Raw genomic sequence first — 20,844 nt, 5'->3', positions numbered from 1 at the left:
ATGTTAATGCCTAAACGAGTTAAATACCGTAGTGTGTTTCGTGGAAAAATGCGCGGAACGACTAAGGGTGGTTCAAAAGTAGAATTTGGTGAGTTTGGTCTTCAAGCTTTAGAAGCTGCTTGGATCACAAACAGACAAATCGAAGCTTCACGTATTGCAATGACACGTTATATGAAACGTGGCGGTAAAGTATGGATTAATATTTTCCCACACAAACCATATACGAAAAAGCCTCTTGAAGTACGTATGGGATCCGGTAAGGGTGCTGTAGAAGGCTGGGTAGCAGTAGTTAAGCCTGGTAGAGTTATGTTTGAAATAGCAGGTGTTAGTGAAGAAGTTGCACGTGAAGCTCTTCGTCTTGCATCTCACAAACTTCCTATTAAAACTAAGTTTGTAAAACGTGAAGAAATTGGTGGTGAATCTAATGAAAGCTAAAGAAATCCGTGACTTAACAACTGCAGAGATTGAGCAACAAGTGAAATCACTGAAAGAAGAGCTTTTCAACCTCCGCTTCCAATTGGCGACAGGTCAATTAGAAAACACTGCACGCATCGGTACAGTTCGTAAATCGATTGCGCGCATGAAAACAGTAATACGTCAAAGAGAAATCAGTGCAAATAACTGATGAAGGAGGTTCCAACCATGACTGAACGTAATCAGCGTAAAACGTATACAGGTCGAGTTGTTTCCGACAAAATGGATAAAACTATTACAGTAGTGGTCGAAACATATAAAAAGCATACCCTATACGGTAAACGTGTAAAATATTCTAAAAAGCTTAAAGTTCACGACGAAATGAATGAAGCGAAACACGGAGACGTAGTCCGCATTATGGAGACTCGCCCATTATCAGCAACAAAACGCTTCCGCCTACTTGAAATCGTCGAGAAAGCAATCGTTATTTAATATAGTTCGGATATACCAATCCGGGAGGAGGTAGCGTCAATGATCCAACAGGAAAGTCGTATGAAAGTCGCCGACAATTCAGGCGCACGAGAAGTTCTAACAATTAAAGTTCTTGGTGGCACAGGTCGTAAAGTTGCAAATATCGGTGATATAGTTGTTTGTACAGTGAAAAAAGCAACACCAGGTGGCGTTGTTAAGAAGGGCGAAGTTGTTAAAGCAGTTATCGTCCGCACTAAAAGTGGAGTTCGTCGTAAAGATGGTACTTATATAACATTTGATGAAAATGCTTGTGTAATTATCAAAGACGATAAGAGCCCACGTGGAACACGTATTTTTGGGCCGGTTGCTCGCGAACTCCGTGACAACAACTTCATGAGAATTATTTCTCTAGCTCCAGAAGTACTTTAATTCACATCATAGTACCAATTGAAGGAGGTGCAACAGAATGCATGTTAAAAAAGGCGATAAGGTTATGGTTATCACTGGTAAAGATAAAGGTAAAACTGGTGTGATCTTAACAGCTTATCCTAAAAAGGATCGCGTGCTTGTTGAAGGTGTAAACATCGTTAAGAAGCATACGAAACCAAATCAAGAAAATCCTCAAGGTGGAATTATTAGCCTTGAAGCTGCAATTCATGTTTCAAACGTCATGCTTCTTGATCCTAAAACAAACGAGCCAACTCGTGTAGGATACAAAACAGAAGATGGAAAAAAAGTTCGTGTTGCTAAAAAATCCGGTGAAAACCTGGATAACTAAGTAACGTTTGAAAGGAGGTCCAATAGATGAGCCGTTTAAAAGAAAAGTTCGAAAAAGAGGTAACACCTGCTCTTATGAGCAAGTTTGAATATACATCAGTTATGCAAGTACCAAAAGTTGATAAAATTGTAATTAATATGGGTGTTGGTGATGCAGTTCAAAACACTAAGGCACTTGATGCGGCAGTGGAGGATTTAGCAATTATTTCCGGCCAAAAACCAATAATTACAAAAGCAAAGAAATCTATCGCAGGCTTCCGTCTTCGTGAAGGTATGCCTATTGGAACAAAAGTTACATTACGCGGTGTGCGTATGTATGAATTCCTCGATAAGTTAATCTCGGTGTCATTGCCACGTGTACGTGACTTCCGCGGTGTTTCAAAGAGAGCATTCGATGGACGTGGGAACTATACGCTTGGTGTTAAAGAGCAATTAATTTTCCCGGAAATTGATTACGATAAAGTTTCTAAAATCCGTGGTATGGATATTAATATCGTTACTACTGCAAACTCTGATGAAGAAGCACACGAGTTACTTAAGCAGTTCGGCATGCCATTCCAGAAGTAAATAAGAGGGAGGCGAAATCATGGCTAAAAAATCAATGGTCGCTAAACAAAAGCGTACACCAAAGTTTAAAGTGCAGGCATACACACGTTGTGAACGTTGTGGCCGTCCGCATTCTGTATATCGTAAATTCAAGCTTTGCCGTATTTGTTTCCGAGAATTAGCTTACAAGGGTCAAATTCCTGGTATCAAAAAAGCAAGCTGGTAATCCCCTAATTATGGGAAGGAGGTAAATTTAATGACAATGAGTGATCCGGTAGCAGATATGCTTACACGCATCCGTAACGCGAACATGGTTCGCCACGAGAAGCTTGAGGTTCCTGCATCAAACATGAAAAAAGAAATTGCTGAAATACTTAAACGTGAAGGTTTCGTTCGCGAAGTAGAATATGTTAAAGATAACAAACAAGGTATTATCCGTATTTTTCTTAAATACGGTCAAAACAATGAACGTGTCATTACTGGCCTTAAGCGTATTTCAAAACCAGGTCTTCGTGTATACGCAAAAACAAATGAGGTGCCTAAGGTTTTAAATGGTCTTGGTATCGCATTAGTTTCTACATCACACGGTGTCCTTACTGATAAGGAAGCACGTGCTAAACAAGTCGGCGGAGAAGTTGTCGCTTACGTTTGGTAACAATCAACAAATGAATGGAGGTGCATTTGAATGTCTCGTATAGGAAAAAAGCCAATTGAAGTACCTGAATCGGTAACTGTTACACTTGAAGAAAACAATGTTGTTACTGTTAAAGGACCAAAAGGCGAATTAAAAAACAAATTTAATACTGATATTAAGATCGAGCAAGAAGGTAATGTAATCACACTTACACGTCCTTCAGAATCTAAAGGTCACCGTTCTATTCATGGAACGACTAGATCACTTCTTGATAATATGGTAACAGGCGTTTCAAAAGGGTTTGAACGTTCACTTGAACTTGTTGGGGTAGGTTACCGTGCACAACTTCAAGGACAAAAACTTGTTTTAAACGTAGGTTTTTCTCATCCAGTAGAATTTACACCAGAAGCTGGAATTGAAGTTGAAGTTCCTGCAAACACTAAGATTACAGTACGCGGTATTGATAAAGAACGCGTTGGTGCACTTGCATCAAGTATTCGTCAAGTACGTCCTCCTGAGCCTTATAAAGGTAAAGGAATTCGTTACGCAGGCGAACAGGTACGTCGCAAAGAAGGTAAAACAGGTAAATAATGCCTCGTAAAGGCATTTGGAAGGAGTGACCACAATGATTACGAAAAATGATAAAAACGCTGTTCGTAAAAAGCGCCATTCACGCGTACGTCGAAAAATCAGTGGAACTGCACTACGTCCACGCTTGAATGTATATCGTTCAAATAAACATATATATGCACAATTAATTGATGATATTAATCAAGTAACACTTGTTAGTGCATCAACAATGGAAAAAGGCTTCGAATCTGAGTCTAATTCTAATTCAGACACTCAAGCTGCAATTAAAATTGGTGAGATGATCGCGAAAAAAGCTGTTGAAAAGGAAATTAAAGCGGTTGTATTTGACCGTGGCGGTTACCTCTATCATGGCCGTGTGAAAGCTCTTGCTGATGCAGCACGTGAAAATGGTCTGGAATTTTAATTAAGAAGGAGGGACACATTTAATGCGCCGTAATGATCAAAACAAAAGTGAGTTTGAAGAACGCGTAGTGACGATTAACCGAGTAGCAAAAGTTGTAAAAGGTGGACGTCGTTTCCGTTTCACAGCTCTTGTAGTAGTCGGAGATAAAAATGGTAAAGTGGGCTTTGGTACTGGTAAAGCACAAGAAGTTCCAGAAGCTATTCGTAAAGCAATTGAAGATGCTAAAAGAAACTTAATTACAGTTCCTATGGTTAAAGGAACAACTCCGCACGAAATTCTTGGAAGCTTTGGAGCTGGTTCAGTACTAATTAAACCTGCTGCACCTGGTACAGGAGTTATCGCTGGAGGACCTGTTCGTGCTGTACTTGAACTTGCAGGAATCACAGATATTCTTTCTAAATCTTTAGGATCAAGCACACCAATTAACATGGTTCGTGCTACTGTCCAAGGGTTAACGAACTTGAAGCGCGCTGAAGATGTAGCGAAGTTGCGCGGAAAAACTGTAAAAGAACTGTTAAGCTAAGGGGGGAAACAAAATGGCGAATAAACTCGAAATCACCCTTAAAAAAAGCGTAATTGGTGCTAAGCCAGTACAACGTAAAACGATTGAAGCGCTTGGACTGCGTAAAATAAACCATACGGTTGAACATAAAGACAATGTCGTAATTCGTGGCATGGTTACTAAAGTAGCCCATTTGGTAGCAGTTAAGGAACTATAATTCCGATTTTTCGAATAAGGAGGTGCCAATTAAATGAATCTACATGATATGAAACCAGCAGTAGGTGCTCGTAAATCCCGTAAACGTATTGGACGCGGAATTGGATCAGGTTTTGGTAAAACGTCTGGTAAAGGACATAAAGGCCAAAACGCTCGTTCTGGAGGAGGCGTACGTCTTGGATTTGAAGGTGGTCAAACACCATTATTCCAAAGACTTCCTAAACGCGGTTTTACGAACATTAATCGTAAAGATTACACAGTCGTGAATCTTGAGAAATTAAACTTTTTTGACGAAGGCACGGAAGTTACACCTGAATTGTTAATCGAATCAGGTATCGTGAGCAAGGTAAAATCTGGAATCAAGATTTTAGGTAATGGATCTCTTGAGAAAAAGATTACTGTTAAAGCCCACAAGTTTTCTGCCTCTGCTAAAGAAGCAATAGAAAAAGCGGGCGGACAGATAGAGGTGATTTAATGTTTCAGACAATCTCTAACTTTATGCGTGTTCGAGATATCAGGAATAAAATCATTTATACTTTATTAATACTGATCGTTTTTAGACTAGGTACATTTATACCGGTCCCTAACGTTGACGCAACAGCCTTACAACAAAGCGATAATAATCTTATCGGCTTTATGAATACATTTGGTGGTGGAGCTCTTGCCAATTTCTCAATACTGGCGCTTGGTATTATGCCCTACATCACCGCATCTATCATTATGCAACTCTTGCAGATGGATGTTGTTCCAAAATTTACAGAGTGGGCCAAGCAAGGGGACGTTGGAAGACGAAAGCTTGCACAGTTCACAAGGTACTTTACGATTATCCTAGCATTTGTCCAAGCAATCGCAATGTCATTTGGTTTTAATAAAATGTATGGCGGTTCGCTTATCAAAGCAGAAGGTGTTTCGACATATGTAATAATAGCGATTGTATTAACAGCAGGTACTGCTTTTCTACTTTGGCTCGGTGAGAAAATCACTGAAAGAGGTGTTGGGAATGGTATTTCTATCATCATTTTCGCTGGTATTGTTGCTGGTATCCCAAGTGCAGTAAACCAATTGTACGCAACACAAATTCAAGATGCTGGCGATGCATTGTTTATAAAACTTGCAATCATGGTCTTGCTATTACTTGTAATAATTGCAATTACTGTCGGCGTTATTTATGTACAAGAAGCATTGCGAAAAATACCAATTCAATATGCAAAGAGAGTTTCAGGGCGTGGTCAGACGACTGCTGGTCAACAGACTCATTTACCCTTAAAACTTAATGCCGCGGGTGTTATCCCAGTTATCTTTGCAGTGGCGTTCTTTATGACACCACAATCGATTGGAACCTTTTTCGGGGAAAACAAAGTAACAACTACAATTGCCACTGTGTTTGATTACACAAACCCTATTGGTATGGCATTGTATGTTGGATTGATCATCGCATTCACTTATTTCTATGCTTTCATTCAGGTTAATCCTGAGAAAGTAGCGGAGAATTTGAAAAACCAAGGGGCTTATATTCCAGGTATTCGTCCAGGTGCAAATACTCAAAGTTATTTAACGAGTACTTTGTATCGATTGACGTTTGTAGGATCAATATTCCTTGCGATTGTTGCAGTCATGCCTATAGTATTTATTAAAATAGCAAATCTACCGCAGTCGTTACAAATTGGTGGAACAAGTCTTCTAATCGTAGTAGGGGTTGCACTCGAATCGATGAAACAACTTGAATCCCAACTTGTTAAACGACATTATAAAGGTTTTATGAAATAAAGTTTATGAGAGGATGAACCGTATGAATATCATAGTAATGGGCCTACCTGGTGCTGGTAAAGGTACACAGGCGGACAATATTGTTGACAAGTACGACACCCCTCATATTTCTACAGGCGATATGTTCCGTGCTGCTATTTCTGAGGGTACTGACCTTGGAATTAAAGCGAAATCGTATATGGATCAAGGAGCACTAGTTCCTGATGAAGTAACGATTGGGATTGTACGTGAACGACTGAGTAAACCAGATTGCGAAAAAGGATTTTTGTTAGATGGATTTCCTCGCACAGTTCCTCAGGCTGAAGCGTTAGATCAGCTTTTAACAGACATGGATCGAAAAATCGAGTATGTTCTTAATATACAAGTAGAGCCCGATGAACTTGTTAAGCGATTAACAGGTCGTCGAATCTGCAAAGTGTGTGGAACTTCTTATCACTTACAATTTAACCCGCCAAAGGTTGAAGGGAAATGTGATAAGGATAACGGTGAACTTTACCAGCGTGAGGATGACAATCCTGATACTGTAAAGAATCGTTTGGAAGTAAATATGACGCAAACTGCACCGCTTCTTGCGTTTTATAACGCAAAAGGTGTACTTGCAAATATCGATGGTCAACAAGATATTAAAGATGTATCAAAAGAACTGGACGCAATCCTTCAAGGAAGCGGACAGTAAATCTTTCGGACATTTTTATTCAAATGTATGACATATAGTAAAGTATGGGAATGCTATACGAAAAGGCATTTCACACAGAGAGCTGCAAAAGCATATGGTGCCCGGTATAAGAACTGCTTGAGTTCTATAATGTGTACGAAGTTCTGAATCTTACCAAATGCATTTTCCTGTGGAAGCAGGTATAATATATTTCGTGAAAAGAACTAGTAAAACGTAACATAGGAACTCATCAATGGCAGACGTCTTTCGAACATCACTCTTGCATTCTGGGCATATGTTGAAGGAAGCCTTTATGGCGACTGATGCCGATTTATGGTGAGGACCTTTATTGATATAGAAGGGAGACAGGATTGATGACGAAAGACGATGTAATTGAAGTAGAAGGAACTGTAGTCGAAACGTTGCCAAACGCGATGTTCAAAGTGGAGCTGGAAAACGGCCATACGATTCTTGCACATGTTTCAGGAAAAATTCGTATGCACTTTATCCGCATCCTGCCTGGCGACAAAGTGACAATGGAACTTTCGCCTTATGATTTGACACGCGGTCGCATTACGTACCGTTTCAAATAAACTTTTGCACTCCGGAATATGAAGGAGGTTGGGTAAGATGAAAGTTAGAGCATCTGTAAAACCGATCTGTGAAAAATGTAAAATTATTCGCAGACGTGGGCGAGTAATGGTAATCTGTGAAAATCCAAAACACAAACAAAGACAAGGCTAATTTAGAAGGAGGTGCACAATCTATATGGCACGTATTGCTGGTGTAGACGTTCCGCGCGATAAGCGCATTGTAATTTCATTGACTTATATTTTCGGAATTGGAACAACAACTGCGAAAAAAGTTTTAGAAGCTGCTGAAGTTTCTGAACAAACTCGCGTTCGTGATCTTACGGATGCTGAGCTTGATAAAATCCGTACTGAAATTGATGCTTTGAAAGTTGAAGGTGACCTTCGCCGAGAAACATCATTAAACATTAAACGCTTAATGGAAATTGGTTGTTTCCGTGGTATCCGTCATCGTCGTGGTTTACCTGTAAGAGGTCAAAACACGAAAAATAATGCTCGTACTCGTAAAGGTGCGAAAAGAACAGTTTCTAATAAAAACAAATAATTCGTAAAGGAGGTACCTTCTTAACATGGCAAAAAGACAAGTAACTCGTAAACGTCGTGTGAAAAAGAATATCGAATCAGGTATTGCACACATTCGTTCAACGTTTAACAATACTATTGTTACAATTACTGATACACAAGGAAACGCAATTTCATGGTCAAGTGCTGGAGCGTTAGGTTTTAAAGGTTCACGTAAATCGACTCCGTTTGCTGCACAAATGGCTGGTGAAGCAGCTGCGAAATCTTCAATGGAACACGGTATGAAAACTTTAGAAGTTACAGTTAAAGGTCCTGGTGCTGGACGTGAAGCAGCTATTCGTTCACTACAAGCAGCTGGTCTGGAAGTAACTGCAATTAGAGACGTAACGCCAGTTCCACATAACGGATGCCGCCCACCAAAACGCCGTCGTGTATAATAGTTTGTACTCCATTTGATTGAGAAACACATTTATTGTCAAAAATGAATTGTGCGATTGAAATTCGCCGTCTGTGAAATTCAATTTCAATATGGAACGGCCTATACATTCGACGTTTTGAAGGAGGGTAAACGAATGATCGAAATTGAGAAACCGAAGATTGAAGCTATAAAAATCAACGAAGATTCCAAATTCGGAAAGTTTATCATTGAGCCGCTTGAACGCGGATATGGTAATACGTTAGGTAATTCCTTACGTCGCATTCTTCTTACTTCTTTACCGGGAGCAGCTGTAACTTCAATTCAAATTGATGGTGTTCTTCATGAATTTTCTACAGTCGAGGGTGTTGTTGAAGACGTCGCGACGATTGTTTTAAATGTGAAGAGAATTGCTCTTAAAATCTATTCAGATGAAGAAAAAGTAATTGAGATTGATGTTAAGGGCGAAGGCGTTATTACAGCTGCGGATATTACGCATGACAGTGATGTAGAAGTTATGAATCCTGATCAGGTAATTGCAACTCTTGGTAAAAACGGACATTTACGTATGCGTATGTATGCTGTAAAGGGACGTGGCTATTCACCAGCAGAGATGAACAAGCGCGATGATCTTGCAATTGGTGTTATACCGGTTGACTCGATTTTCACACCAGTTTCACGCGTAAACTTCCAAGTGGAAAACACTCGGGTTGGTCAACTGGCTAACTTTGATAAATTAACACTTGATGTCTCTACGAATGGTAGTATAGGACCTAAAGAAGCTGTGGCTCTTGGTGCGAAAATACTTACCGAACATTTGAACATTTTCGTTAACATGACAGATGAAGCGCAGACTGCAGAAATCATGGTAGAAAAAGAAGAAGACCAGATTGAAAAAGTACTCGAGATGACTATTGAGGAACTTGATCTTTCGGTTAGATCTTACAATTGTTTGAAGCGCGCAGGCATTAATACTGTCTTAGAGCTTGCAAGCAAAACTGAAGATGAAATGATGAAAGTACGTAATCTAGGTCGTAAATCACTTGAAGAAGTGAAAGCGAAGCTAGATGAGCTTAATCTTGTATTACGTATTGAAGATTGAGTGACTTTATAGGTTGAAGGAGGGAAAATTTTATGGCTTACAGAAAACTCGGACGTACAAGTTCACAACGGAAAGCGATGCTTCGCGATCTTGCTACTGATCTTATTGTCCATGAGCGCATTCAAACAACAGAAGCACGTGCGAAAGAATTGCGTTCTATTGTTGAAAAAATGATTACTCTAGGTAAACGTGGCGACTTGCATGCACGTCGTCAAGTTGCAGAATATATTCGTCGTGAACTTGTTGTAGTAACTAATGAAGAAGGCGAAGATAAAGAAATCTTTGCAATTCAAAAGTTATTTGACAATGTCGCTCCTCGTTACACAGAGCGTCAAGGCGGATATACTCGTATTATGAAAATGGGCCCTCGTCGTGGCGACGGTGCACCTGTTGTTATAATCGAACTCGTTTAATTCCAAACAGCATAGACAGCAAAATTGCTGGGACATGCCTGTTTTTTTAGAAAAAGGGTGTTTGGTGTACGCCTAGCCGCATCCTTTTTTTATAACAAATCTTTATTATTTATACGACAAATTTAAAAGCTGAGTGTTATGATCCGCGGTTAAAATGCCGACTGGTCTAGCTCTACACACCTCATCCGCGATACTGGATTGAGCACCTGGTATCAGTTATAGATGTGAGCGCATTTCTTCGGATGAGGTGTGCGCTTTTTTTTATTGAAAATTATTAATACATAAGAAAGTTTTCGCTGGAGGTGATGGCAATGAAGGAAATTCTGTCGTTGGATAATGTGTCGTTTGCATATTCAACTGAAGATGAGAAGACGAAAAAAGCGATTGACGGTGTTTCACTTACGGTTAATGACGGGGAGTGGATCGCAATCGTGGGTCATAATGGTTCTGGGAAATCAACACTAGCCAAATTAATAATTGGTCTTTTATTTCCAGATGAAGGTGATGTAAACGTTTTTAGTCAAAAGTTAACGCTTGAAAACCTATGGGACATTCGATCTCAAATAGGAATTGTATTTCAGAACCCTGATAACCAGTTTGTAGGTTCAACAGTTCAAGACGATGTTGCATTTGCACTTGAAAATAATGGCGTACCCTACGAGGAAATGGTGAAGCGGGTTCTTGAATCTCTTATGAAAGTAAATATGGCAGAATTTCTAGATCATGAGCCACATCATTTATCTGGCGGACAAAAACAAAGAGTCGCGATTGCAGGGGCGTTGGCACTTAGACCACAATTACTTATTATGGATGAATCTACGTCCATGTTAGATCCTCAAGGCCGAGAAGAAGTGATTGGTATTGTTCATGAACTTAGGGAAAATACTGGTCTAACAGTTATATCTATTACACATGATCTTGAGGAAGCACTTCTTGCAGATAAAATATTTGTAATGAACAAAGGTAAAATGATTAAGTCAGGTACGCCTGAACAAGTCTTCGCTAACGATAAAGAACTAGAAGCAATTGGTCTAGATTTGCCATTTGCGATGAAAGTTTCTAATTTATTACGGGATAATGGGCTTGATCTTGTTGGTGAACATATGTCAGAAGAAGAGTTGGTGAATGAACTATGGACATCACACTTCAGCAAGTAGGTTATCTGTATGCGAAAGATTCGCCATTTGAGAAAAGAGCATTGCACGATGTAAACGCAAAGATTGAGTCAGGTTCATATACGGCGATTATTGGGCATACTGGTTCTGGAAAGTCTACACTACTTATGCACTTAAATGGATTATTAAAACCCTCTGAAGGTATTGTGAGAATTGGTGATACTACAATTACTGCTGGGACGAAGACGAAAGGTCTAAAAGATGTTAGGCGTCATGTCGGCATCGTATTCCAATTTCCGGAACATCAACTTTTTGAGGAGACCGTTGAAAAGGATATTATGTTTGGACCGATGAATTTTGGTGTTACGGAAGAGGAAGCGAGAAGACGAGCGCATGAACTGATTCCACTACTAGGACTTCCTGAAGATGTTGCACAGAAGTCCCCGTTTGATTTGTCAGGTGGGCAAATGCGTCGTGTTGCAATTGCCGGTGTGCTTGCGTTTAAACCATCGGTCCTAGTGTTAGATGAACCTACAGCGGGATTAGATCCACGCGGACGTCATGAAATAATGGCATTGTTTTATGAACTTCATAAGCAAGAAAACTTAACGACTATTCTTGTGACACACAGTATGGAAGATGCTGCCCGATATGCCGATAATGTAATTGTGATGTGTGACGGCACGTCAGTGATGTCTGGTACACCGGAAGAAGTGTTTGGGGATGAAACTAAGCTAGCTTCTTACAAGCTTGATTTGCCACGCTCTGTGAAGTTTCAGCGTAACTTTGAAAGGCTGATTGGTCGAAAGCTTCCTACTATTGCGCTGACTGAAGAGGAACTGTCTAAAGCTATAGTCAGGGCTGCTGCAGAAGAGGGTGATCAGTAATGTTAGAAAAAATGATTTTTGGACGTTTTATTCCAGGTCAGTCATTTATTCATAAACTTGACCCTCGCTCTAAGCTGGCCTTTGTCTTGTTCTTTGTTATTGCAGTATTTTTGGCGAATAATGTACTGACTTACGGCACGTTATTAGTATTTACGTTGTTCGTAATCTTTGTTTCAAGAATCCGGCTTTACTTCCTCTTAAATGGATTAAAACCAATTTTGTTTCTAATTATATTTACTTTCCTTATGCATATCTTTTTCACAAGAGAAGGTGCGGTCATACTTGATTGGGGCGTCATTAAAATTTATGAGGAAGGCTTAAAGCAGGGGATATTTATTTCGGTCCGATTCCTTGTACTTGTGCTAATTACCTCAATTTTAACATTGACGACTTCTCCGATTTCAATTACGGATGGTATGGAAGATTTATTAAACCCGTTTAAAAGATTTAAATTACCAGTTCATGAGCTTGCATTAATGATGTCGATTTCGCTTCGGTTTATTCCAACGCTTATGGATGAAACGGATAAGATATTAAAAGCGCAGCTGGCTCGTGGTTCCGATATAAGTACAGGTTCAATTCAGCAACGGGTTAAGGCTGTTATCCCACTTCTTGTCCCATTATTTGTGAGTGCATTTAAACGTGCTGAAGATCTCGCAATCGCCATGGAAGTTAGAGGGTATCGTGGTGGTGAAGGCAGGACAAGATATCGACAATTAAGTTGGGACTGGCGCGATACAGTTGCCATGGTCGTGTTGGCATTATTAATTGGCTCACTTTATTGGTTAAGAGGATAGGTGATTTTTTTGAAGCGTGTGAAGGCGGTTGTTGCCTATGATGGGACTGAATTTGCAGGCTATCAGTCGCAACCTGGAGGTATTAGAACTGTTCAGTCTGAGATTGACAAGGCATTAATAAAAATTCATAAAGATAAAACAGTACATGCTGTTGCAAGTGGTAGAACGGATGCAGGAGTTCATGCGTTTGGTCAAGTAATACATTTTGACACGCCGCTGTCACTACCAACTGATCGCTGGCAAAGGGCACTCAATGTCTTGTTGCCTGCTGATATTCGTATTGTAGATGTGACTTATGTGGATGAGGACTTTCACGCGCGTTATTTAGCGACAGGAAAGACTTATGTATATAAATGGTCATACTCTGAAGTACACAGTCCGTTTAAGCGCAATTACTTAGTTCACCTAGGTGATTTGAATCCAGATATTGAAAAGATGCAGGAAGCGGCTAATTATTTAGTAGGTACACATGATTTTACAAGTTTTTGTTCTTCAAAAACTGCTACAACAAATAGAGTCCGTACAATTCGACTATTGACGCTTGAAAAAAAAGGTGAAGAACTCATTATGACGATTGAGGGCGATGGCTTTTTATACAATATGGTGCGTACGATTGCTGGGATGTTATTAGCGGTAGGGAGAGGCTGGCATACACCTCAAGAAGTAGGATTTATTCTTGCGCTTAAGGATCGTAAAGCAGCTAGTAAAACAGCACCAGCACACGGATTATACTTAAGTTCTGTAACATATGATAAGTAGCGTTATACCGGTAAGTATGGGTGTTTTTGAGTTGCGATAAGGCTTTGACAACTTCACCTAGTGTTTTTTAATGAAACGCTTGACTTATTGCCAAATTCGTTATAAGATAAAAAGTGGTATTTCTAAAACCCCACAAGAAGCCCCGGAAGGTAATTTGTGTTTAGGGATATAGGATATAAAAACGGGATAAATTAATAGTTAAATTAGGAGGATTTAAATATGCGTACAACATTCATGGCTAAAGGTCACGAAATAGAGCGTAAATGGCTCGTTGTCGACGCTGAAGGTCAGACGCTTGGTCGTCTAGCTTCTGAAGTGGCAGCACTTCTTCGCGGAAAACACAAACCAGCATTTACACCACACATCGATAATGGTGACCATGTCATTATTATCAATGCTGAAAAGATTCATCTTACAGGTAACAAATTGAAAGACAAAATGTACTACCGTCACTCAGGTTACACAGGTAGCCTTAAATCACGTACTGCTCTTGAAATGCGTACAAACTACCCAACAAAAATGCTTGAACTTGCAATTAAAGGTATGCTTCCAAGAGGTCCTTTAGGTAGTCAGACTTTCAGAAAATTAAACGTATATGCTGGTGGAGAACATCCACATGTAGCACAAAATCCTGAAGCTTACCAGCTTCGCGGATAATTAGAGGAGGAAAAAGCTTTGGCACAAGTACAATATCTCGGCACTGGCCGTCGTAAAAGTTCAGTAGCTCGTGTACGTCTCGTTCCTGGTGATGGCACAATTATCATCAACAACCGTGACGTAGAAGACTACGTACCATTTGAAACACTTCGTGAAGTTATCAAGCAACCACTTGTAACTACAGAAACTCTAGGAAGCTACGATATCCTTGTAAACGTCCACGGTGGCGGTTTTACAGGACAAGCTGGAGCAATCCGTCACGGCGTTGCACGTGCACTTTTAACCGTTGACCCTGACTTCCGTCCAGCATTGAAATCAGCTGGATTCCTAACTCGTGACCCACGTATGAAAGAACGTAAGAAACCAGGTCTTCGCGGCGCTCGTCGTGCACCTCAGTTCTCAAAACGTTAATCATTACTCAAGTCAATGTTATAAGCCCTTTCCCGATTCGTTCGGGAGAGGGCTTTTTCAATTATGAGGATATTTTAAGTGTTTGAATGCCGGTGAATTTATCTGAAGATTGGATAGTCTGACAACAAAATAAAAAACTCATAGAGTGGCGACTGAAAAATAAGTCGCTACTTTATGAGTGAAAAAATATATTTTGCAGGTAGCTGTAAAATACAATCCTGTACTATATAGAGGTTCATAGGTTTTGGTAATCAATTAATTAGTTAGTCGTTTCTTATTTAATTATAAAATCCTACAAACCTTTACCATTCTGCAATGGATCCATCGGGGTGACGCCAAATTGGATTTTTCCATTGATGATCAACTTTACTCATTTCCCTTACGTACTCTTCATTAATTTCAATGCCTAAGCCAGGTAGTTTAGGAATGTGTAGGAATCCGTTATCATATGTAAACGATTTATCTTCCATAACATAGTCTAACATATCGTTACTTTTATTATAGTGAATACCTAAACTTTGCTCTTGAATAAAGGCGTTATGGCATGTTGCGTCCACTTGTAAACAAGCGGCTAATGCAATTGGACCTAAAGGACAATGTGGTGCCAGTCCTACGTCATAGGCTTCCGCCATTGAAGCAATTTTTTTCACTTCAGTAATTCCGCCAGCATGTGATAAGTCTGGCTGTATAATGTCTACGTAACCCTCAGAGAGCACAGTTTTGAAATCCCAACGCGAGAACATTCTTTCACCAACTGCAATCGGGGTAGAACTTAGCTGGCTTAATACTTTCAATGTATCATTATGTTCAGGCAATATTGGTTCTTCAATAAACAAAGGTCTAAATTGCTCAAGTTCTTTAATCAATACTTTTGCCATTGGTTTATGAACACGTCCATGAAAATCTATTCCAAAGTCAATAGAATCTCCAAAATGATCACGTAGAGAGCCTACACGTTCGATTACTGCTTCTACTTTTTTGTAGGAATCAATAATTTGAAGCTCTTCAGAAGCATTCATTTTTACCGTATCAAAACCAGTATCCATAACAGATTGTACGGAAGCAATTAAATCTGATGGACGATCTCCGCCAACCCAGGCATAGGTTTTGATTTTATCACGACAAGGGCCACCCATCAATTCATAAATTGGTGCATTATAATACTTTCCTTTAATATCCCATAAAGCTTGATCTATACCTGCAATGGCACTCATTAAAATAGGCCCTCCACGATAAAATCCACTTCGGTACATCATATTCCAGTGATCTTCAATATGGAGTGGGTTTTTACCAATAAGCTGTTCCATCATTTCTACCACTGCTGCTTTTACAGTATCTGCCTTACCTTCAATAACAGGCTCACCCCAACCTACAATACCTTCGGATGTTGTGATTTTTAAGAATAACCAGCGCGGTGGGACTTTAAAAAGCTCGTAGCTAATAATTTTCATTCTGAAACACTCCTCTAATTAGATTTGTAGTGATGCAATGGTAGGCCAGCAACCGCTAACTCCACTTGAAAGACACTTCCGGATAAAGGATACTTAGCGAGTTGCTCGCTGTTCAATCCATCTCTAGCTGTTGTAATATATAATGTTTTAAAATCCCTGCCTCCAAATGTAACTGAAGTGACATGTGGAGCAGGAACCAATATTTCCTCAAGAATTTCACATGTATTAGGATTGAAGTGGATGACTTTAGAGCCACCCCATATTGCAATATAGAGACAATCATTGCTATTAATCGCAATGCCATCCGGTGTGCCATAGCCTTCCTCAAACGTGTATAGAAGCTTACGGTTTTGAATCGTCCCAGCTTCTAAATCAAAGTCGTATTCATAAATTGTGTTTTTACCACTATCCACATGGTACATCTTAGTATTATTATGATTCCAAGCAATTCCATTTGGGATAATCATATCGGATGCAACCTTTACTACGTTTTGATTATTATCTAATTGATATAAGCTACCGTTAGGAGATGTTGGGTTAAATTCCATCGTGCCTGCCCAAAAACGTCCCTTTGCATCACATTTTCCGTCATTGAAACGATTGAGAGGCAGGTCCTGCTCTGGGTCTGCTATGACCGTAAAAGTTTCTAAATTAATATCAAAGAGGGAAAATCCCTTATTAGTAGCTACTATTAATGTTTCATCATCAGAAAAAGTAAATGCACCAATATGTTGATCTGTTTGAATCGTTTTTAAATCTTGATCGTCGAAAGAATAGCTGAGTAATTGTTTTTTTAATATATCGGTCCAAAATAAAGCGTTCGATTTGACGTGGAAGACAGGACCTTCTCCAAGTAAAGACTGCGTCTGATAAAATAATTCAGCTTCACGCATTCGGTCTCACTCCCTCAACTTGATCTACTAATTTTTGTGCTGTTTTCGTAATTATATTTAACTGTTCTTCGGTCGGGCGTACATAATTTGTTTTAAGCCCACTACTAACACCAAAACCTGCACAGTCCATCTCTAAATATTGAGCGATATTTGTTTCATCAATTCCGCCAGTAGGGAGAAGTGGAATATGGGGTAGTGGAGCCTTGATGTCCTTCAAGTAACTTGGACCAAATCTATTTGCAGGAAATAACTTGACAATGTCAGCGCCATACTCGTAAGCACTGACAATTTCAGAAGGTGTTAATGCTCCAGGAATTGAAATGGCGCCTAATTCTTTCGTATGCTTAATGACAGCCTCATTTACGTTAGGTGATAAAATAAAACTTGCACCTGCTTGAAGGAACGATGCTATACGATCTGGAATCAATACCGTACCTACACCAATAGTTAATTGTGTATCATATTTCTTCTTAAGTTTTTCAATAATCGGGATAATGTTTTCAGTATCTGCCGTAATCTCAATCACTTGAATATTACCTTTTACTAGCGCATCTACAATCTTATAAATATCATTCTCATCTAAGCGTCTTAAAATTGCGATAATCTTATTGTGAGTAATACTTATTAAAGTTTGATTCATATTTCCTCCTTATCTACGTACATTATCTGTACGCTTCCCACTCATGAATTTTTTGAGCTCGTTACGATTAGGAAGATTCGTTATATCCCCGACTGCTGTGATAGCCAAAGCACCCATAGCATTAGCAATCTTAACGGTTTCCTGTAATGGTAGTCCTTCCAATATTCCAGAAATGATTCCAGAGGCGAAGGCATCGCCAGCACCAACAGGATCTATAACTGCCACATTAAAATGAGGTGCAAAACCATCTTCTTCCTCAGTAAAGTAATAGGCACCTGTTTCTCCATCTTTAATAATAACGATGGAGATTCCATATGAAAAAGCTGATTTGGCTTGTTCCTGTATGTTCTCAATGCCGCCAAGTAATTGCGCAGCCTCCTGAGTGTTTGGGATAAAAACATCAGTGTAATTTAAAATTTGTTTTAAGTTTTGTAAATAAGCAGGCTGTTTAAGAAACTTTTTACGAATGTTAGGATCAAAAACAACCGTTACTTCATATTTTTTACACCAAACGACTGCTTGCATAATCAGCTGAAATGCAGACTCACTTAGTCCAGGTGTAATACCTGTTACATGAAATACTTTTAGTCCAATAAATTGTTCCTCTACTAATAGGTCAGGCTGCATATATGAAGCAGCGGAGCCATCTCGGTAATACTGAATTCGTATGTCATCGGAATGTCTAATTTCTTTAAATAGCAATCCAGTTGGTCCTGAATCACATACTTTAACCAATGAGGTATCGACACCTTCTCCTCGGATAAATGAAAGAAGGGCAGTTCCAAACTCATCATCCCCAACCTGACTAACCCAACTTGCAGAGTGACCAAGTCGTGTAAGCGCTATCGCAACATTCGACTCAGCTCCAGCAAAGTAACGAGTGAACTCACTACAATAGCGCATCGCTCCAGGATTTTTTGATGCGAGAACAATCATACTTTCACCAATCGTTAAAACATCCATAATCATCATCATCCTTTATTTACGCATATTTTGAATGATATAGTCTTGTACTTAATCCACCATCCAAAGTAATACATGAGCCTGTCATTTGATTAACTAAATTAGAAGATAGGAATATACAAATGTTTGCTACTTCTTGTGGATCGCCCATTTTTTGTGTAGCATGTAATCCATCAACTTCTTTTTGAATAAATGATGGATTGTCAAATTGTGAGAGCCAGTTTTGGTAATGATACGTATCCATGAATCCAGGACATACTGCATTAACACGAATACCGTGTTTCCCCAAACTAAGTGCCAAGCTCTTTGTAAATCCAACAACACCAGATTTAGCAGCGGCATACATCTCTGTATCAGGTAACGTTGCATGTACATGGTTGGATGCAATATTAATAATAGATCCGCCGCCATTTTTCTTCATAACGTTTGTAATATACTTACTTGTTAAAAAAGTACTTCGTAAATCAGTATTCATAACAAGATCCCAGTCTTCGGCTGTACAATCTTCAATAGGTTTGAAAATAGTTATGCCTGCATTATTAACAAGTGTGTCAACTGTTCCATACAACTCTACAGTTGTTTGAATCATTTGTTTTATGTTTTCTTCATTTGTCACGTCGGTTTGGATAAAAAAAGCCTTACCATCATTGTCTAGAATCGATTTTTCAACTTCTTTTCCAGCAGACGTATTAATCTCTGCAACAATAACAATCGCTTTTCTCTTGCCGTATTCTTCAGCAATTGCACGGCCAATTCCTTTACCTGCCCCCGTAACAATTACTACTTTATTTTCTACATTCACGTTATCACCTACTTTATATTATAAAAGACAAACTTACTTAATTAAATTAATTATCAAACTAAGCATATTTACAAACTAGAAATAAATTCGAATAAATGAATTGTACATTATATTTATTAATATGGCAATTATTAAAATAGTTGTTACTATTAAATTTTATGTATAATGGTGAAGAAGCTAAATTTAACTTAATGAGCTATAGGAAGGATGAAAACATTGAAAAATGGCACTTTTAAATGGATGAAATCGATAAATCGGACAATTGTACTAAATAGAATTCGTAAAAATGCACCTATATCAAGAGCTCAAATCGCTATTGATACAGGACTTACACCGCCAACAGTTAGTAATATCGTAAAGGGATTACTAGAAAAAGAATTAGTAAGAGAGACAAAATTAGGTGAGTCACAAGGTGGTCGTAAACCAACTTTACTGACGTTAAATAGTAATCACTTTTTTGTAATAGGAATCGATGCTGGACCGGGATATATTAAATGCATTCTGACCAACATGGAAGGGGTAACAAAAGGTGAATATAAAAGTCCTTCTATAAAGGGATTATCAGAGAACCAGTTCTTGCAAGAAATGGTTAGGGGAATTAAACATCTATTAAATACAGATGTTCCAAAGGAGAAAGTAATCGGAATAGGTGTTGCAATGCATGGAGCTGTTGATGTTGTAAGTGGAACAGGCTTATTCGCTCCTAATTTAGGTTTCAAAGATATACCAATTAAGGATTTCTTAGAAGAAGAATTCAATATTGATGTGAAAGTAGATAATGATGCAAGAGCGATGGCGATGGGGGAGTATTGGTTTAATAGCCATGGAGAACTCGAGACGCTAGTTGCGTTAAATATTGGTAGTGGAGTAGGATCAGGTATTATCTTAAACGGTAAACTTTTTTATGGTGCGCAAAGTGTGGCTGGAGAAATCGGTCATATGACAATCGATTTATATGGAGAATTATGCGAGTGTGGAAATGTTGGGTGCTTGCAAACGCTAGCAACAGGGGATGCAATTGCTAGACAAGCTAAGAAAGAAATGACGCTGGACATGATCAATGAGTTGAATGAACCGCTAACTGGTGAAACAGTCTATAAAATGGCTAAGGCTGGTAATGAAATCGCGATAAAGGTTTTAGAAAGGACTGGAACTATTATTGGAATCGGTATTGTGAATCTTATCCATCTACTAAACCCTGATCGAATTGTTATTGGTGGCGGTGTATCTTCAGCAAGCGAATTCATTATGCCAAGTCTGAAAAAATCGATTCAAGATAGAGGATTAACACAGCAAGTAAAGGATACTGAAGTGGTTTTAGCAAGATTAGGTTCTGATAGTACGATAAAAGGTGCGATAGCAATTGTGTTAGATACATTATTTCATCCCGTGAATAGTTAAGAACATATTATCCTTTTTATAACTTCCCAGACTTTTCAAAAACATTTGAC

At 39.0% G+C, this 20,844-nt stretch carries 33 protein-coding genes; 28 read left to right on the top strand and 5 right to left on the bottom strand.

Going from position 1 to position 20,844, the window contains the following annotated elements; genetic code table 11:
* The 27 genes from rplP to rpsI all read left to right on the top strand — a co-directional run bounded on the left by rplP (position 1) and on the right by rpsI (position 14,644).
* Positions 1–435 (top strand): 50S ribosomal protein L16, encoded by a 435-nt coding sequence (rplP, locus tag AC3RV6_RS17585; protein WP_489747249.1) that lies wholly within the window; start codon positions 1–3, stop codon positions 433–435.
* Positions 425–625, top strand: a complete 201-nt coding sequence (gene rpmC, locus AC3RV6_RS17580) for a 50S ribosomal protein L29 (protein ID WP_489747248.1) — start codon at positions 425–427, stop codon at positions 623–625. Before rplP ends, rpmC begins: the two co-directional genes overlap by 11 nt.
* 17 nt (positions 626–642) lie before the next feature.
* On the top strand, positions 643–906 hold the full coding sequence (rpsQ, locus tag AC3RV6_RS17575; RefSeq protein ID WP_489747247.1) for a 30S ribosomal protein S17: 264 nt from the start codon (positions 643–645) through the stop codon (positions 904–906).
* Between the two features lie 39 nt (positions 907–945).
* The gene (gene rplN, locus AC3RV6_RS17570) at positions 946–1,314 is read left to right on the top strand and encodes a 50S ribosomal protein L14 (protein WP_489747246.1); all 369 of its coding nucleotides are present in this window, start codon (positions 946–948) and stop codon (positions 1,312–1,314) included.
* A 37-nt stretch (positions 1,315–1,351) separates the two neighbouring features.
* Complete coding sequence (gene rplX, locus AC3RV6_RS17565; protein ID WP_489747245.1) at positions 1,352–1,663, top strand: 50S ribosomal protein L24; 312 nt, start codon at positions 1,352–1,354, stop codon at positions 1,661–1,663.
* A gap of 26 nt (positions 1,664–1,689) precedes the next feature.
* Positions 1,690–2,229 carry a 50S ribosomal protein L5 gene (gene rplE / locus AC3RV6_RS17560; protein ID WP_489747244.1) on the top strand — a complete coding sequence of 180 codons (540 nt, stop codon included), beginning with the start codon at positions 1,690–1,692 and terminating at the stop codon, positions 2,227–2,229.
* Between the two features lie 19 nt (positions 2,230–2,248).
* The gene (locus AC3RV6_RS17555; protein WP_489747243.1) at positions 2,249–2,434 is read left to right on the top strand and encodes a type Z 30S ribosomal protein S14; all 186 of its coding nucleotides are present in this window, start codon (positions 2,249–2,251) and stop codon (positions 2,432–2,434) included.
* Positions 2,435–2,464: 30 nt separating this feature from the next.
* Complete coding sequence (rpsH, locus tag AC3RV6_RS17550) at positions 2,465–2,863, top strand: 30S ribosomal protein S8 (RefSeq protein ID WP_489747242.1); 399 nt, start codon at positions 2,465–2,467, stop codon at positions 2,861–2,863.
* A 30-nt stretch (positions 2,864–2,893) separates the two neighbouring features.
* Positions 2,894–3,433, top strand: coding sequence for a 50S ribosomal protein L6 (rplF, locus tag AC3RV6_RS17545; RefSeq protein ID WP_489747241.1), 540 nt, complete (start codon positions 2,894–2,896; stop codon positions 3,431–3,433).
* 34 nt (positions 3,434–3,467) lie between these two features.
* Positions 3,468–3,836 (top strand): 50S ribosomal protein L18, encoded by a 369-nt coding sequence (gene rplR / locus AC3RV6_RS17540; protein WP_489747240.1) that lies wholly within the window; start codon positions 3,468–3,470, stop codon positions 3,834–3,836.
* A gap of 22 nt (positions 3,837–3,858) precedes the next feature.
* Complete coding sequence (gene rpsE / locus AC3RV6_RS17535) at positions 3,859–4,359, top strand: 30S ribosomal protein S5 (RefSeq protein WP_489747239.1); 501 nt, start codon at positions 3,859–3,861, stop codon at positions 4,357–4,359.
* Positions 4,360–4,372: 13 nt separating this feature from the next.
* Positions 4,373–4,555 (top strand): 50S ribosomal protein L30, encoded by a 183-nt coding sequence (gene rpmD, locus AC3RV6_RS17530; RefSeq protein WP_489747238.1) that lies wholly within the window; start codon positions 4,373–4,375, stop codon positions 4,553–4,555.
* Between the two features lie 33 nt (positions 4,556–4,588).
* A complete protein-coding gene (gene rplO / locus AC3RV6_RS17525) occupies positions 4,589–5,029 on the top strand; it encodes a 50S ribosomal protein L15 (protein ID WP_489747237.1) in 441 nt (146 codons plus the stop codon).
* Positions 5,029–6,321: a preprotein translocase subunit SecY gene (gene secY, locus AC3RV6_RS17520; RefSeq protein ID WP_489747236.1), complete on the top strand. Its 1,293-nt coding sequence runs from the start codon at positions 5,029–5,031 to the stop codon at positions 6,319–6,321. The genes rplO and secY overlap by 1 nt, the downstream gene beginning before the upstream one ends.
* Positions 6,322–6,343: 22 nt before the next feature.
* The gene (locus AC3RV6_RS17515; RefSeq protein WP_489747235.1) at positions 6,344–6,997 is read left to right on the top strand and encodes an adenylate kinase; all 654 of its coding nucleotides are present in this window, start codon (positions 6,344–6,346) and stop codon (positions 6,995–6,997) included.
* Positions 6,998–7,350: 353 nt separating this feature from the next.
* The gene (infA, locus tag AC3RV6_RS17510; RefSeq protein WP_172370548.1) at positions 7,351–7,569 is read left to right on the top strand and encodes a translation initiation factor IF-1; all 219 of its coding nucleotides are present in this window, start codon (positions 7,351–7,353) and stop codon (positions 7,567–7,569) included.
* Between the two features lie 37 nt (positions 7,570–7,606).
* The gene (gene rpmJ, locus AC3RV6_RS17505; RefSeq protein ID WP_489747234.1) at positions 7,607–7,720 is read left to right on the top strand and encodes a 50S ribosomal protein L36; all 114 of its coding nucleotides are present in this window, start codon (positions 7,607–7,609) and stop codon (positions 7,718–7,720) included.
* Positions 7,721–7,744: 24 nt separating this feature from the next.
* Entirely contained in the window at positions 7,745–8,110 is a 366-nt protein-coding gene (rpsM, locus tag AC3RV6_RS17500) for a 30S ribosomal protein S13 (RefSeq protein ID WP_489747233.1), read from the top strand.
* Positions 8,111–8,135: 25 nt separating this feature from the next.
* On the top strand, positions 8,136–8,525 hold the full coding sequence (rpsK, locus tag AC3RV6_RS17495; RefSeq protein WP_489747232.1) for a 30S ribosomal protein S11: 390 nt from the start codon (positions 8,136–8,138) through the stop codon (positions 8,523–8,525).
* Positions 8,526–8,660: 135 nt separating this feature from the next.
* Complete coding sequence (locus AC3RV6_RS17490) at positions 8,661–9,605, top strand: DNA-directed RNA polymerase subunit alpha (protein ID WP_489747231.1); 945 nt, start codon at positions 8,661–8,663, stop codon at positions 9,603–9,605.
* Between the two features lie 32 nt (positions 9,606–9,637).
* Entirely contained in the window at positions 9,638–10,018 is a 381-nt protein-coding gene (gene rplQ / locus AC3RV6_RS17485) for a 50S ribosomal protein L17 (RefSeq protein WP_489747230.1), read from the top strand.
* Between the two features lie 311 nt (positions 10,019–10,329).
* Entirely contained in the window at positions 10,330–11,175 is an 846-nt protein-coding gene (locus AC3RV6_RS17480) for an energy-coupling factor ABC transporter ATP-binding protein (protein ID WP_489747229.1), read from the top strand.
* Positions 11,151–12,020 (top strand): energy-coupling factor ABC transporter ATP-binding protein, encoded by an 870-nt coding sequence (locus AC3RV6_RS17475; RefSeq protein ID WP_489747228.1) that lies wholly within the window; start codon positions 11,151–11,153, stop codon positions 12,018–12,020. Before AC3RV6_RS17480 ends, AC3RV6_RS17475 begins: the two co-directional genes overlap by 25 nt.
* Positions 12,020–12,817 carry an energy-coupling factor transporter transmembrane component T family protein gene (locus AC3RV6_RS17470; RefSeq protein ID WP_489747227.1) on the top strand — a complete coding sequence of 266 codons (798 nt, stop codon included), beginning with the start codon at positions 12,020–12,022 and terminating at the stop codon, positions 12,815–12,817. The genes AC3RV6_RS17475 and AC3RV6_RS17470 overlap by 1 nt, the downstream gene beginning before the upstream one ends.
* A 9-nt stretch (positions 12,818–12,826) precedes the next feature.
* Positions 12,827–13,576 (top strand): tRNA pseudouridine(38-40) synthase TruA, encoded by a 750-nt coding sequence (gene truA, locus AC3RV6_RS17465; protein ID WP_489747226.1) that lies wholly within the window; start codon positions 12,827–12,829, stop codon positions 13,574–13,576.
* A gap of 219 nt (positions 13,577–13,795) precedes the next feature.
* Complete coding sequence (gene rplM / locus AC3RV6_RS17460) at positions 13,796–14,233, top strand: 50S ribosomal protein L13 (protein WP_489747225.1); 438 nt, start codon at positions 13,796–13,798, stop codon at positions 14,231–14,233.
* An 18-nt stretch (positions 14,234–14,251) separates the two neighbouring features.
* Positions 14,252–14,644, top strand: a complete 393-nt coding sequence (gene rpsI / locus AC3RV6_RS17455; protein WP_489747224.1) for a 30S ribosomal protein S9 — start codon at positions 14,252–14,254, stop codon at positions 14,642–14,644.
* Between the two features lie 302 nt (positions 14,645–14,946).
* Here the strand turns inward: rpsI and dgoD are convergent, their stop codons facing one another.
* From dgoD to AC3RV6_RS17430, 5 genes are read right to left on the bottom strand one after another with little or no spacing between them, the layout of a single operon-like run.
* Entirely contained in the window at positions 14,947–16,095 is a 1,149-nt protein-coding gene (dgoD, locus tag AC3RV6_RS17450) for a galactonate dehydratase (protein WP_489747223.1), read from the bottom strand.
* A gap of 14 nt (positions 16,096–16,109) precedes the next feature.
* Complete coding sequence (locus tag AC3RV6_RS17445) at positions 16,110–16,988, bottom strand: SMP-30/gluconolactonase/LRE family protein (protein WP_489747222.1); 879 nt, start codon at positions 16,986–16,988, stop codon at positions 16,110–16,112.
* Positions 16,981–17,628 (bottom strand): bifunctional 4-hydroxy-2-oxoglutarate aldolase/2-dehydro-3-deoxy-phosphogluconate aldolase, encoded by a 648-nt coding sequence (locus AC3RV6_RS17440; protein WP_489747221.1) that lies wholly within the window; start codon positions 17,626–17,628, stop codon positions 16,981–16,983. The genes AC3RV6_RS17445 and AC3RV6_RS17440 overlap by 8 nt, the downstream gene beginning before the upstream one ends.
* Positions 17,629–17,637: 9 nt before the next feature.
* A complete protein-coding gene (locus AC3RV6_RS17435; protein WP_489747220.1) occupies positions 17,638–18,591 on the bottom strand; it encodes a sugar kinase in 954 nt (317 codons plus the stop codon).
* Positions 18,592–18,610: 19 nt separating this feature from the next.
* Positions 18,611–19,393 carry an SDR family NAD(P)-dependent oxidoreductase gene (locus tag AC3RV6_RS17430; RefSeq protein ID WP_489747219.1) on the bottom strand — a complete coding sequence of 261 codons (783 nt, stop codon included), beginning with the start codon at positions 19,391–19,393 and terminating at the stop codon, positions 18,611–18,613.
* A 216-nt stretch (positions 19,394–19,609) separates the two neighbouring features.
* Here AC3RV6_RS17430 and AC3RV6_RS17425 point away from each other — a divergent pair, with 216 nt between their 5' ends.
* Positions 19,610–20,794: an ROK family protein gene (locus tag AC3RV6_RS17425; RefSeq protein ID WP_489747218.1), complete on the top strand. Its 1,185-nt coding sequence runs from the start codon at positions 19,610–19,612 to the stop codon at positions 20,792–20,794.
* The last annotated feature ends 50 nt before the right edge of the window (positions 20,795–20,844 follow it).

This window comes from Sporosarcina sp. So3-204 (assembly GCF_058068165.1).
This window is presented reverse-complemented; position numbering and strand designations above follow the sequence as displayed.

Bases quoted from the DNA above. Each gene is read 5' to 3' on its own strand.
- rplP (WP_489747249.1), top strand. From the start codon at position 1: ATGTTAATGCCTAAACGAGTTAAATACCGTAGTGTGTTTCGTGGAAAA.
- rpmC (WP_489747248.1), top strand. From the start codon at position 425: ATGAAAGCTAAAGAAATCCGTGACTTAACAACTGCAGAGATTGAGCAA.
- rpsQ (WP_489747247.1), top strand. From the start codon at position 643: ATGACTGAACGTAATCAGCGTAAAACGTATACAGGTCGAGTTGTTTCC.
- rplN (WP_489747246.1), top strand. From the start codon at position 946: ATGATCCAACAGGAAAGTCGTATGAAAGTCGCCGACAATTCAGGCGCA.
- rplX (WP_489747245.1), top strand. From the start codon at position 1,352: ATGCATGTTAAAAAAGGCGATAAGGTTATGGTTATCACTGGTAAAGAT.
- rplE (WP_489747244.1), top strand. From the start codon at position 1,690: ATGAGCCGTTTAAAAGAAAAGTTCGAAAAAGAGGTAACACCTGCTCTT.
- AC3RV6_RS17555 (WP_489747243.1), top strand. From the start codon at position 2,249: ATGGCTAAAAAATCAATGGTCGCTAAACAAAAGCGTACACCAAAGTTT.
- rpsH (WP_489747242.1), top strand. From the start codon at position 2,465: ATGACAATGAGTGATCCGGTAGCAGATATGCTTACACGCATCCGTAAC.
- rplF (WP_489747241.1), top strand. From the start codon at position 2,894: ATGTCTCGTATAGGAAAAAAGCCAATTGAAGTACCTGAATCGGTAACT.
- rplR (WP_489747240.1), top strand. From the start codon at position 3,468: ATGATTACGAAAAATGATAAAAACGCTGTTCGTAAAAAGCGCCATTCA.
- rpsE (WP_489747239.1), top strand. From the start codon at position 3,859: ATGCGCCGTAATGATCAAAACAAAAGTGAGTTTGAAGAACGCGTAGTG.
- rpmD (WP_489747238.1), top strand. From the start codon at position 4,373: ATGGCGAATAAACTCGAAATCACCCTTAAAAAAAGCGTAATTGGTGCT.
- rplO (WP_489747237.1), top strand. From the start codon at position 4,589: ATGAATCTACATGATATGAAACCAGCAGTAGGTGCTCGTAAATCCCGT.
- secY (WP_489747236.1), top strand. From the start codon at position 5,029: ATGTTTCAGACAATCTCTAACTTTATGCGTGTTCGAGATATCAGGAAT.
- AC3RV6_RS17515 (WP_489747235.1), top strand. From the start codon at position 6,344: ATGAATATCATAGTAATGGGCCTACCTGGTGCTGGTAAAGGTACACAG.
- infA (WP_172370548.1), top strand. From the start codon at position 7,351: ATGACGAAAGACGATGTAATTGAAGTAGAAGGAACTGTAGTCGAAACG.
- rpmJ (WP_489747234.1), top strand. From the start codon at position 7,607: ATGAAAGTTAGAGCATCTGTAAAACCGATCTGTGAAAAATGTAAAATT.
- rpsM (WP_489747233.1), top strand. From the start codon at position 7,745: ATGGCACGTATTGCTGGTGTAGACGTTCCGCGCGATAAGCGCATTGTA.
- rpsK (WP_489747232.1), top strand. From the start codon at position 8,136: ATGGCAAAAAGACAAGTAACTCGTAAACGTCGTGTGAAAAAGAATATC.
- AC3RV6_RS17490 (WP_489747231.1), top strand. From the start codon at position 8,661: ATGATCGAAATTGAGAAACCGAAGATTGAAGCTATAAAAATCAACGAA.
- rplQ (WP_489747230.1), top strand. From the start codon at position 9,638: ATGGCTTACAGAAAACTCGGACGTACAAGTTCACAACGGAAAGCGATG.
- AC3RV6_RS17480 (WP_489747229.1), top strand. From the start codon at position 10,330: ATGAAGGAAATTCTGTCGTTGGATAATGTGTCGTTTGCATATTCAACT.
- AC3RV6_RS17475 (WP_489747228.1), top strand. From the start codon at position 11,151: ATGGACATCACACTTCAGCAAGTAGGTTATCTGTATGCGAAAGATTCG.
- AC3RV6_RS17470 (WP_489747227.1), top strand. From the start codon at position 12,020: ATGTTAGAAAAAATGATTTTTGGACGTTTTATTCCAGGTCAGTCATTT.
- rplM (WP_489747225.1), top strand. From the start codon at position 13,796: ATGCGTACAACATTCATGGCTAAAGGTCACGAAATAGAGCGTAAATGG.
- dgoD (WP_489747223.1), bottom strand. From the start codon at position 16,095: ATGAAAATTATTAGCTACGAGCTTTTTAAAGTCCCACCGCGCTGGTTA.
- AC3RV6_RS17445 (WP_489747222.1), bottom strand. From the start codon at position 16,988: ATGCGTGAAGCTGAATTATTTTATCAGACGCAGTCTTTACTTGGAGAA.
- AC3RV6_RS17440 (WP_489747221.1), bottom strand. From the start codon at position 17,628: ATGAATCAAACTTTAATAAGTATTACTCACAATAAGATTATCGCAATT.
- AC3RV6_RS17435 (WP_489747220.1), bottom strand. From the start codon at position 18,591: ATGGATGTTTTAACGATTGGTGAAAGTATGATTGTTCTCGCATCAAAA.